A 9,651-nucleotide genomic window follows, 5' to 3' on the forward strand; every position below is an offset into this window, starting at 1 on the left:
TTCGGCGGGCCCCCTTCGCGTACGGTTGACGGCTGCCCAGCACGTCAGAAGGGGGCCCGGTGGCCGCTCAGGTTCAGCAGTCCGCGGTCGGCTCGGTACACGGCGCACAGGATTCCGTCCGTGACCGGGAGATCAGCGTCGAACAGGAACACCTGGACCGGGTGTACCGGCGGCTCGAGGAGAAGATCCACGAGGCCGAGTTCCTGATGAACGACGCGGCCAAGCGCGGCCAGGTCGGCACCCCGGGCGCGCTCGCCGAGCGCGACGCACAGGTCTTCCGCGCCGGCGTCCACCTGAACCGGCTCAACAACGAGTTCGAGGACTTCCTCTTCGGGCGGATCGACCTGCTGCTGGGCAAGGACGGCAAGAAGGGTCCCGACGGGGCCTACACCGCCGTGGAGCCCGCCGAAGGCGCCGTGCGGGACGACAACACCGCCGACATCGCCGAGACCCTGCACATCGGCCGCATCGGCGTCCTCGACGAGGACTACGCGCCGCTGGTCATCGACTGGCGGGCGCCCGCCGCCGCCCCCTTCTACCGGGCCACCCCGGTGGACCCCGGGCGGGTCGTGCGGCGCCGGGTCATCCGGTCCAAGGGACGCAGGGTGCTCGGCGTCGAGGACGATCTGATGCGGCCCGAGCTGACCGCCCGCCTCGACGGTCGCGAACTGCCCGTGATCGGCGACGGCGCCCTCATGGCCGCCCTCGGCCAGGCCCGCAGCCACACCATGCGGGACATCGTCTCCTCCATCCAGGCCGAGCAGGACCTCGTCATCCGCGCCCCCGCCGCCTCGATCACCTATGTGGAGGGCGGCCCGGGCACCGGCAAGACCGCCGTCGCCCTGCACCGCGCCGCCTACCTGCTCTACCAGGACAGACGCCGGTACGCGGGCGGCATCCTGATCGTCTCCCCGACCCCGCTGCTCGTGGCGTACACCGAGGGCGTGCTGCCCTCGCTCGGCGAGGAGGGCCAGGTCGCCATCCGCGCGATCGGCTCGCTGGTCGACGGTGCGGAGGCCACGCTCTACGACTCCCCGTCCGTGGCCCGCGCCAAGGGTTCGTACCGGATGCTGAAGGTGCTGCGGAAGGCGGCCCGGGGCGCCCTGGAACTGGGACCCGCCGCCCGGACGGCTCCCGGCGAGGACGACGGGCCGCAGGACCTCGGGGGGCCGCCCGCCCGGCTGCGTGTCGTCGCCTTCGGGCGCCGCCTCGAGCTGGAGGCGGCCGAGCTGGAACGTATCCGCCGTACCGCCCTCGGCGGCACCGCGCCCGTCAACCTGCTCCGCCCGCGCGCCCGCAGGCTGCTGCTGGACGCGCTGTGGGACCGGTCCGGCGCGGCCGGCCGGCACACCGATCCGGAGCTGGCCGCCGAGCTGCGCTCCTCCTTCGACGAGGACGTCACCGGCGAGGACGCCTTCGTCGCGTTCCTCGACGCCTGGTGGCCCGAGCTGACCCCGAAGCAGGTCCTTTCGGCCATGGCCGACGAGCGGCGGCTCGGCCGGTGGGCACGACGGATCCTCAACCCCGGCGAGGTCCGCAAGGTGGCCCGCTCCCTCAAGCGGGACGGCCACTCCGTGCACGACATCGCCATGCTGGACGAACTGCAGGCGATCCTCGGCGTCCCGGCCCGGCCGCGCAAGAAGCGCGAGCTGGACCCGCTGGACCAGCTCACCGGGCTGGAGGAGCTGATGCCGGTGCGCGAGGAGTCGCAGCGCGAGCGCGCCGAGCGGCTCGCGCAGGAACGCACCGAGTACGCGCACGTCATCGTGGACGAGGCACAGGACCTCACGCCGATGCAGTGGAGGATGGTCGGCCGTCGCGGCCGGCACGCCACCTGGACGGTCGTGGGGGACCCGGCCCAGTCGTCCTGGTCCGACCCGGACGAGGCGGCCGAGGCCCGCGACGAGGCCCTCGGCACCCGGCCCCGGCGGCGCTTCCAGCTCACCGTGAACTACCGCAACCCGGCCGAGATCGCCGAGCTGGCGGCCAAGGTCCTCGCCCTCGCCATGCCCGGCTCCCAGGCGCCGAGCGCGGTGCGGTCCACCGGGGTCGCGCCGCGCTACACCATCGTGGAGAAGTCGCCCGCGGACACGGTCCGGGCCGAGGCCGAGCGGCTGCTGGACCTGGTGGACGGCACGGTCGGTGTGGTCGTCGCGATGCACCGGCGCGAGGAGGCCCGGCGCTGGCTGGCCGGACTCGGCGACCGGGTGGTGGCGCTCGGCAGCCTGGAGGCCAAGGGTCTGGAGTACGACGCGACGGTGGTGGTCTCCCCGGCGGAGATCGCGGACGAGTCCCCGGCCGGGCTGCGCGTGCTGTACGTGGCGCTGACCCGGGCCACCCAGCAGCTGACGGTGGTGTCGGGGGAGCGCGACGAGCCGGACGCGTCCGGCGTCCCGGACCTGCTGCGGGACTGACTTTCCTGTGAACTGCGCGCAGGGGGAATGGCCCCGGGCGTCCGTTTGTTAGCCTGGGTACGGCACCGGCTCGATCCAAGCCCCCGGGCCCAACCTTTGTCCCTGCGAGGGACCACTTGCCGCGAGGCGAGCATGGCGGGTCGGTGTCATGAACGTGTGGGAGGCCCACGTCACGATGTGACGTGGGCCTCCTTCTTTGCCTCGGCGGCCCCTTTCCTCACCTGATCACCTCTCGTATGGTGGAAGTGGTTTTCCGAAACAGCGCACCACTCATGAACAAAACGTCCGCAATCCGAGGCGACTACCGCGTACTCAGTGGTAGGTGCGACGATCGGACGGCACAACTTCGCGACACGGTGAAAGCAGAGGAAGTCGGCCATGGCAACGGCGCCCAGCGTCTCCTACTCGATGACCATCCGGTTGGAGGTGCCCGCGAGCGGAACCGCCGTCTCGCAGCTCACCACCGCGGTGGAGTCCTCCGGAGGCTCGGTGACCGGCCTCGACGTCACCGCGTCCGGCCACGAGAAGCTCCGCATCGACGTCACCATCGCGGCCACCTCCACGGCCCACGCCGAGGAGATCGTCGAGAAGCTGCGCGGCATCGAGGGCGTCACCCTCGGCAAGGTCTCCGACCGTACGTTCCTGATGCACCTCGGCGGCAAGATCGAGATGCAGTCCAAGCACCCCATCCGCAACCGTGACGACCTGTCCATGGTCTACACGCCGGGTGTGGCCCGCGTCTGCATGGCGATCGCCCAGAACCCCGAGGACGCCCGCCGCCTCACCATCAAGCGCAACTCGGTTGCGGTCGTGACGGACGGCTCCGCCGTGCTCGGCCTCGGCAACATCGGCCCCAAGGCCGCGCTGCCCGTCATGGAGGGCAAGGCGGCCCTCTTCAAGCGCTTCGCCGGCATCGACGCCTGGCCGATCTGCCTGGACACCCAGGACACCGACGCGATCGTGGAGATCGTCAAGGCGATCGCCCCCGGCTTCGCCGGCATCAACCTCGAGGACATCTCCGCGCCCCGCTGCTTCGAGATCGAGGCCCGGCTGCGCGAGGCCCTCGACATCCCCGTCTTCCACGACGACCAGCACGGCACCGCGATCGTCGTCCTCGCCGCCCTGACCAACGCCCTGCGCGTCACGGACAAGGCCATCGAGAACATCCGGGTCGTGATGTCCGGCGCCGGCGCCGCCGGTACGGCCATCCTCAAGCTGCTGCTCGCCGCGGGCGTGAAGAACGCCGTCGTCGCCGACATCCACGGTGTCGTGCACGCCGGCCGCACCGACCTGGTGGACGCCCCGGCCGGCTCGGCGCTGCGCTGGATCGCCGACAACACCAACCCCGAGGGCCTGACCGGCACCCTGAAGGAGGCCGTGCGCGGCGCCGACGTCTTCATCGGCGTCTCTGCCCCGAACGTCCTCGACGGCGACGACGTGGCCGCCATGGCCGAGGGTGCCATCGTGTTCGCGCTCGCGAACCCCGACCCCGAGGTGGACCCGGCGATCGCCCGCCAGACGGCGGCCGTCGTGGCCACCGGCCGCTCCGACTTCCCGAACCAGATCAACAACGTGCTGGTCTTCCCGGGTGTCTTCCGCGGCCTGCTGGACGCCCAGTCCCGCACCGTCAACACCGAGATGATGCTCGCCGCCGCGCAGGCCCTCGCGGACGTGGTCAGCCAGGACGAGCTGAACCCGAACTACATCATTCCGAGCGTCTTCAACGACAAGGTCGCGGGCGCGGTCGCGGGCGCCGTGCGCGAGGCCGCGAAGGCGGCGGGCGCGACGGCCTGAGCATCCGTCCACGCCGGGCGCCGGGTGACGGCGCGGTGGCGCCCGGACGTCGTCCCGGTGACACCGTGCCGTACTGTGCAGGGGCTGTGAGGATCACCACGGCGGCCCCCGCACCGGCGCGTCGTGGAACCAGCCGGTGCCGGGCGCACTCTAGGGTGACGCCGAGCGGGCGCTTTTCGTGTGACTCCCCAGGGTGTTCTCACGACTCCTACGGGTGCCGGATTGGCTTTCCCGCCGCAGGTAGGGGCAGGATGCGTCCCTGGGCGCGAGCGCATCGGCATCGCAGTGCCTCGGGCGGCTCCGCCGCGTGGCACACCCCAACGGCAAGAAAAACACGGGAGTAACAACATGAACCGCAGTGAGCTGGTGGCCGCGCTGGCCGATCGCGCCGAGGTGACCCGCAAGGACGCCGACGCCGTCCTGGCCGCGTTCGCCGAGACCGTCGGCGAGATCGTCGCCAAGGGCGACGAGAAGGTCACCATCCCCGGCTTCCTGACCTTCGAGCGCACCCACCGTGCCGCTCGCACCGCGCGCAACCCGCAGACCGGCGAGCCGATCAACATCCCCGCCGGCTACAGCGTGAAGGTCACCGCGGGCTCGAAGCTCAAGGAAGCGGCCAAGGGCAAGTGACCTTGCCGCCCCTGTGCCGACGGGACGGCACAGGGGCAGTGAAGCACTGATGGGGCGGCACCCGGAATCTCCGGGTGCCGCCCCATCGTCGTCATGTCCTGCGGGCCGGTCAGCCCAGCGCCTTGCCGGGCAGCTCGACCTTGGCGCCCAGTTCCACGAGCTTCTCCATGAAGTTCTCGTAGCCGCGGTTGATGAGGTCGATGCCGTGGACGCGGGACGTGCCCTCGGCCGCCAGGGCCGCGATCAGGTACGAGAAGCCGCCGCGCAGGTCGGGGATGACCAGGTCGGCGCCCTGCAGCCGGGTCGGGCCGGAGACGACCGCGGAGTGCAGGAAGTTGCGCTGGCCGAAACGGCAGTCCGAGCCGCCCAGGCACTCGCGGTAGAGCTGGATGTGGGCGCCCATCTGGTTCAGCGCGGAGGTGAAGCCCAGGCGGGACTCGTAGACCGTCTCGTGGATGATGGACAGGCCCGTGGCCTGAGTGAGGGCCACCACCAGCGGCTGCTGCCAGTCGGTCTGGAAGCCGGGGTGCACGTCCGTCTCGAGCGCGATGGACTTCAACTGGCCGCCGGGGTGCCAGAAGCGGATGCCCTCGTCGTCGATCTCGAAGGCGCCGCCCACCTTCCGGTAGGTGTTCAGGAACGTCATCATCGAGCGCTGCTGGGCGCCGCGGACGTAGATGTTGCCGTTGGTCGCGAGAGCCGCCGAGGCCCAGGACGCGGCCTCCAGGCGGTCCGAGAGGGCGCGGTGGGTGTAGCCGCCGAGGCTCTCCACACCGGTGATGCGGATCGTGCGGTCGGTGTCCATCGCGATGATCGCGCCCATCTTCTGCAGCACGCAGATGAGGTCCTCGATCTCCGGCTCGACGGCCGCGTTGGACAACTCGGTGACGCCCTCGGCCAGTACGGCCGTCAGCAGCACCTGCTCGGTCGCGCCGACGGACGGGTACGGCAGCCGGATCTTCGTACCGCGCAGGCCCTTCGGGGCCTCCAGGTACTGCCCGTCCGCCCGCTTCTCGATCGTCGCGCCGAACTGCCGCAGCACGTCGAAGTGGAAGTCGATGGGCCGGCCGCCGATGTCACAGCCGCCGAGGCCCGGGATGAACGCGTGGCCCAGACGGTGCAGCAGGGGGCCGCAGAAGAGGATCGGGATACGGCTGGAACCGGCGTGGGCATCGATGTCGGCCACGTTGGCGCTCTCGACGTGCGTCGGGTCCAGGACCAGCTCGCCGGGCTCCTCGCCCGGCCGGACCGTCACCCCGTGCAGCTGGAGCAGGCCGCGTACGACGCGCACGTCACGGATGTCCGGAACATTGCGCAGTCGGCTCGGCGCACTGCCCAGCAGGGCGGCGACCATGGCCTTCGGCACGAGGTTCTTCGCACCGCGGACACGGATCTCGCCCTCGAGCGGGGTTCCGCCGTGGACAAGCAGGACATCGTCGTTGACGGTCATGAATCTCGCGTTCCGATGAGTTGGGCAGGGGGGCGGCCGATCACTGTTGCGCGCGGGCCGGGAGAGACAGCGTAGTCGCCGATCACCCCCCGCTAGTAAGCCCAAGGACCGCCAAGACGCGTCATAGCTGTGTCACAACACGAACCGTGCGCTATCGGGCACATGGGGTCACCGAGGACGGGTGTGCGCCGGGCCCGCTTCCCCGCGCCCTGAGCTGCAGCCGCCCCCGATTGCCGCCGATTGGCTCCCCACACCCGGGGAAGATGCGGGATCATGTCTGGCATGACCGAGGTGTCCTCGCTCACAGGGCGGCTGCTCGTGGCCACACCCGCCCTGGCGGACCCGAACTTCGACCGCGCGGTGGTGCTCCTTCTCGACCACGACGAGGAGGGCTCCCTCGGTGTCGTCCTCAACCGGCCCACCCCGGTGGACGTGGGTGACATCCTGGAGGGCTGGGCCGGCCTCGCCGGTGAGCCCGGGGTGGTCTTCCAGGGCGGCCCCGTCTCGCTGGACTCGGCCCTCGGCGTCGCGGTCATCCCGGGCGACGGGGCCGGCGACCGGGCCCCGCTGGGCTGGCGCCGGGTGCACGGCGCGATCGGCCTGGTCGACCTGGAGGCCCCGCCGGAGCTGCTCGCCTCGGCCCTCGGCTCCCTGCGGATCTTCGCCGGGTACGCGGGCTGGGGCCCAGGTCAGCTGGAGGACGAGCTGGTCGAGGGCGCGTGGTACGTGGTCGAGTCCGAGCCCGGGGACGTCTCCTCACCGGCGCCGGAGCGGCTGTGGCGCGAGGTGCTGCGCCGCCAGCGCAACGAACTGGCGATGGTGGCCACGTATCCGGACGACCCTTCGCTCAACTGATGCCTGTGAGCTTCAGTACCCTGGGCGGTATGAGCACTCTTGAGCCCGAGCGCGGGACTGGTACGGGGACCCTCGTAGAGCCGACGCCACAGGTGTCCCACGGCGACGGCGACCACGAGCGCTTCGCCCACTACGTCCAGAAGGACAAGATCATGGCGAGCGCCCTCGACGGCACCCCCGTCGTGGCGCTGTGCGGCAAGGTCTGGGTGCCCGGCCGCGACCCGAAGAAGTACCCCGTGTGCCCCATGTGCAAGGAGATCTACGAGTCCATGGGCAGCGGTGGCGACGACAAGGGCGGCGACAAGAAGTAGTCCCCACCGCCTGAGGTCTCAAGGGGCCCTCGGGGCGCGTTGCGACGCGCCCCGAGGGCTTTTGCGTGTCACGAAGTGGTGGAGACCTCTTGTCGGCATGTTCATGTTGTCCATAGCCTCCAAGCTGTTGTGCAGAGCGAAACAGTCATTGCATATGTTGCAACGAAGCTCGGAGGTCCACTCCATGCCCTGAGGGTGTGGCCGTGGACCCGGGCGCCGTTGCTGGATTCCTTCCGGCGGGTGTTCGGGCAGCAGGAATTCGGCCGATACTTCGTCAACAGTCTGGTGGTGGCGGGCAGTGTGCTGATCGTCTCGCGGCTGATCGCGTTTCTCGCCGCGACCGCCGTGGCGCGATTCCGATTCCGCTGCCGGACCACCTTGCTGATCACGTTCCTGGTGGCCATCGCTTTCTCGCTGCCCTTCGCGATCTGGATGCTGCGGGGGTTCGTAAAGGCCGTGTTTTCCTTCATCTCGGCCTGGAACGACTTCTTCGTACTCGTACAGCGACGTCTGGTCTCCGGACTCGGCGGCGCGGTAAAGGAACTGACATGGTTGATGTGATTCCCGCGCCGGCGAGCGTCGCCCACGGCTCGTCCGGTCACGCGCGCGTGGACGGCGACACGGCGCTCGAGGCGCTGCCGGGCACGGAGGGCACCGCGCGCTGGCTGCGGGCCACCCTGGGCGCGGCGACCGGCCTGCCGCTGCCGGAAGGCCCCGGCCGCCCGCACCGGATCGTGCTGGGCATCGATCCCGGCCTGCCACCCGAGGACTACCGGCTCATCACCGACGCGTGGCCGATCCGTATCGAGGGCGGCAGCCCGGCCGGTGTCTTCTGGGGTGCCCAGACCTTCCGTCAGCTGCTCGGCGCCGACGCCTTCCGCCGGGCGCCGCTCAGGCCGGGCCGGGCGTGGGAGGTGCCGGCCGTCACCGTCGAGGACGGTCCGCGTTTCCGCTGGCGCGGTCTTCTCCTCGATGTCGCCCGGCACTTCATGCCCAAGGAAGGCGTCCTGCGCTACCTCGACCTCATGGCCGCGCACAAACTCAACGTCTTCCACTTCCACCTGACCGACGACCAGGGCTGGCGCATCGAGATCAAGCGCTATCCGAAGCTGACCGAGACGGCCTCCTGGCGGGCGCGGACGAAATTCGGCCACCGGGCCTCCCCGCTGTGGGAGGAGAAGCCGCACGGCGGTTACTACACCCAGGACGACATCCGGGAGATCGTCGCCTACGCCGCCGAGCGGCATATCGCCGTCGTCCCGGAAATCGACGTACCGGGCCACTCCCAGGCCGCCATCGCCGCGTACCCGGAACTCGGCAACACCGACGTCATCGACACCACCGCCCTGGGGGTCTGGGACAACTGGGGGATCTCCTCCAACGTACTCGCCCCCACCGACACCACCCTGCGCTTCTACGAGGGGGTGTTCGAGGAAGTCCTGGAGCTTTTCCCGGCGGACGCGACCGGATCCACCGGGTTCTCCTCCTTCGTGCACGTCGGCGGCGACGAATGCCGCAAGGAGCAGTGGACCGAGTCGGTCACCGCCAAGACCCGGATCGCCGATCTCGGGCTCGCCGACGAGGACGCGCTGCAGTCGTGGTTCATCGGGCACTTCGACGCATGGCTCGCCGCGCGCGGGCGCCGGCTGATCGGCTGGGACGAGATCCTGGAGGGCGGGCTCGCCGAGGGCGCGGCGGTGTCCTCCTGGCGCGGCTACGGCGGCGGGATCGCGGCCGCGCGGGCCGGCCACGACGTCGTCATGTGCCCGGAGCAGTACGTGTACCTGGACCACCGTCAGGCCCCGGGCGAGGACGAGCCGGTGCCCATCGGCTTCGTGCGCACCCTGGAGGACGTCTACCGCTTCGAGCCGGTCCCGGACGGGCTCACCGAGGCCGAGGCCCGGCATGTGCTGGGCACCCAGGCCAACGTCTGGACCGAGGTGTTGGAGGACACCGCGCGCGTGGACTACCAGACCTTCCCCCGGCTCGCGGCCTTCGCCGAGGTGGCCTGGAGCAGGCTGCCCGCCCCCGCGGAACGGGACTTCGCCGGTTTCGAACGCCGTATGGCCGCCCATTACGCGCGACTTGACGCCCTGGGGGTCGCCTATCGGCCACCCGCCGGGCCGCGGCCGTGGCAGAAACGCCCCGGTGTCCCCGGCCGTCCGGTCGAGGGGCCGCCGCCGAACAAGTGACCGTC

General features: G+C 70.7%; 8 protein-coding genes. 7 read left to right on the plus strand and 1 reads right to left on the minus strand.

The window, feature by feature from the left end; all coding sequences use genetic code 11:
• The first annotated feature begins 59 nt into the window (after positions 1-59).
• The 3 genes from A6P39_RS25635 to A6P39_RS25645 all read left to right on the plus strand — a co-directional run bounded on the left by A6P39_RS25635 (position 60) and on the right by A6P39_RS25645 (position 4,838).
• Complete coding sequence (locus A6P39_RS25635; protein WP_067048132.1) at positions 60-2,414, plus strand: HelD family protein; 2,355 nt, start codon at positions 60-62, stop codon at positions 2,412-2,414.
• A gap of 378 nt (positions 2,415-2,792) precedes the next feature.
• Positions 2,793-4,208 carry an NAD-dependent malic enzyme gene (locus A6P39_RS25640; RefSeq protein ID WP_067048134.1) on the plus strand — a complete coding sequence of 472 codons (1,416 nt, stop codon included), beginning with the start codon at positions 2,793-2,795 and terminating at the stop codon, positions 4,206-4,208.
• A 348-nt stretch (positions 4,209-4,556) separates the two neighbouring features.
• On the plus strand, positions 4,557-4,838 hold the full coding sequence (locus A6P39_RS25645; RefSeq protein WP_023550134.1) for an HU family DNA-binding protein: 282 nt from the start codon (positions 4,557-4,559) through the stop codon (positions 4,836-4,838).
• Positions 4,839-4,947: 109 nt separating this feature from the next.
• On the opposite strand, the gene murA is transcribed toward A6P39_RS25645, so the two are convergent.
• Entirely contained in the window at positions 4,948-6,288 is a 1,341-nt protein-coding gene (gene murA / locus A6P39_RS25650) for a UDP-N-acetylglucosamine 1-carboxyvinyltransferase (protein ID WP_067048137.1), read from the minus strand.
• Between the two features lie 282 nt (positions 6,289-6,570).
• On the opposite strand from murA, the gene A6P39_RS25655 reads away from it, so the two are divergent.
• The 4 genes from A6P39_RS25655 to A6P39_RS25670 are packed head-to-tail and all read left to right on the plus strand — an operon-like array spanning position 6,571 to position 9,646.
• Complete coding sequence (locus A6P39_RS25655) at positions 6,571-7,143, plus strand: YqgE/AlgH family protein (RefSeq protein WP_067048143.1); 573 nt, start codon at positions 6,571-6,573, stop codon at positions 7,141-7,143.
• A 29-nt stretch (positions 7,144-7,172) separates the two neighbouring features.
• The gene (locus tag A6P39_RS25660) at positions 7,173-7,454 is read left to right on the plus strand and encodes a DUF3039 domain-containing protein (RefSeq protein WP_031159440.1); all 282 of its coding nucleotides are present in this window, start codon (positions 7,173-7,175) and stop codon (positions 7,452-7,454) included.
• A 39-nt stretch (positions 7,455-7,493) separates the two neighbouring features.
• Positions 7,494-8,015 carry a hypothetical protein gene (locus A6P39_RS45550; RefSeq protein ID WP_443052967.1) on the plus strand — a complete coding sequence of 174 codons (522 nt, stop codon included), beginning with the start codon at positions 7,494-7,496 and terminating at the stop codon, positions 8,013-8,015.
• Positions 8,003-9,646, plus strand: coding sequence for a beta-N-acetylhexosaminidase (locus A6P39_RS25670; protein ID WP_067048149.1), 1,644 nt, complete (start codon positions 8,003-8,005; stop codon positions 9,644-9,646). Before A6P39_RS45550 ends, A6P39_RS25670 begins: the two co-directional genes overlap by 13 nt.
• Positions 9,647-9,651: the final 5 nt, after the last annotated feature.

The organism is Streptomyces sp. FXJ1.172 (genome assembly GCF_001636945.3).
Taxonomy (GTDB): domain Bacteria; phylum Actinomycetota; class Actinomycetes; order Streptomycetales; family Streptomycetaceae; genus Streptomyces.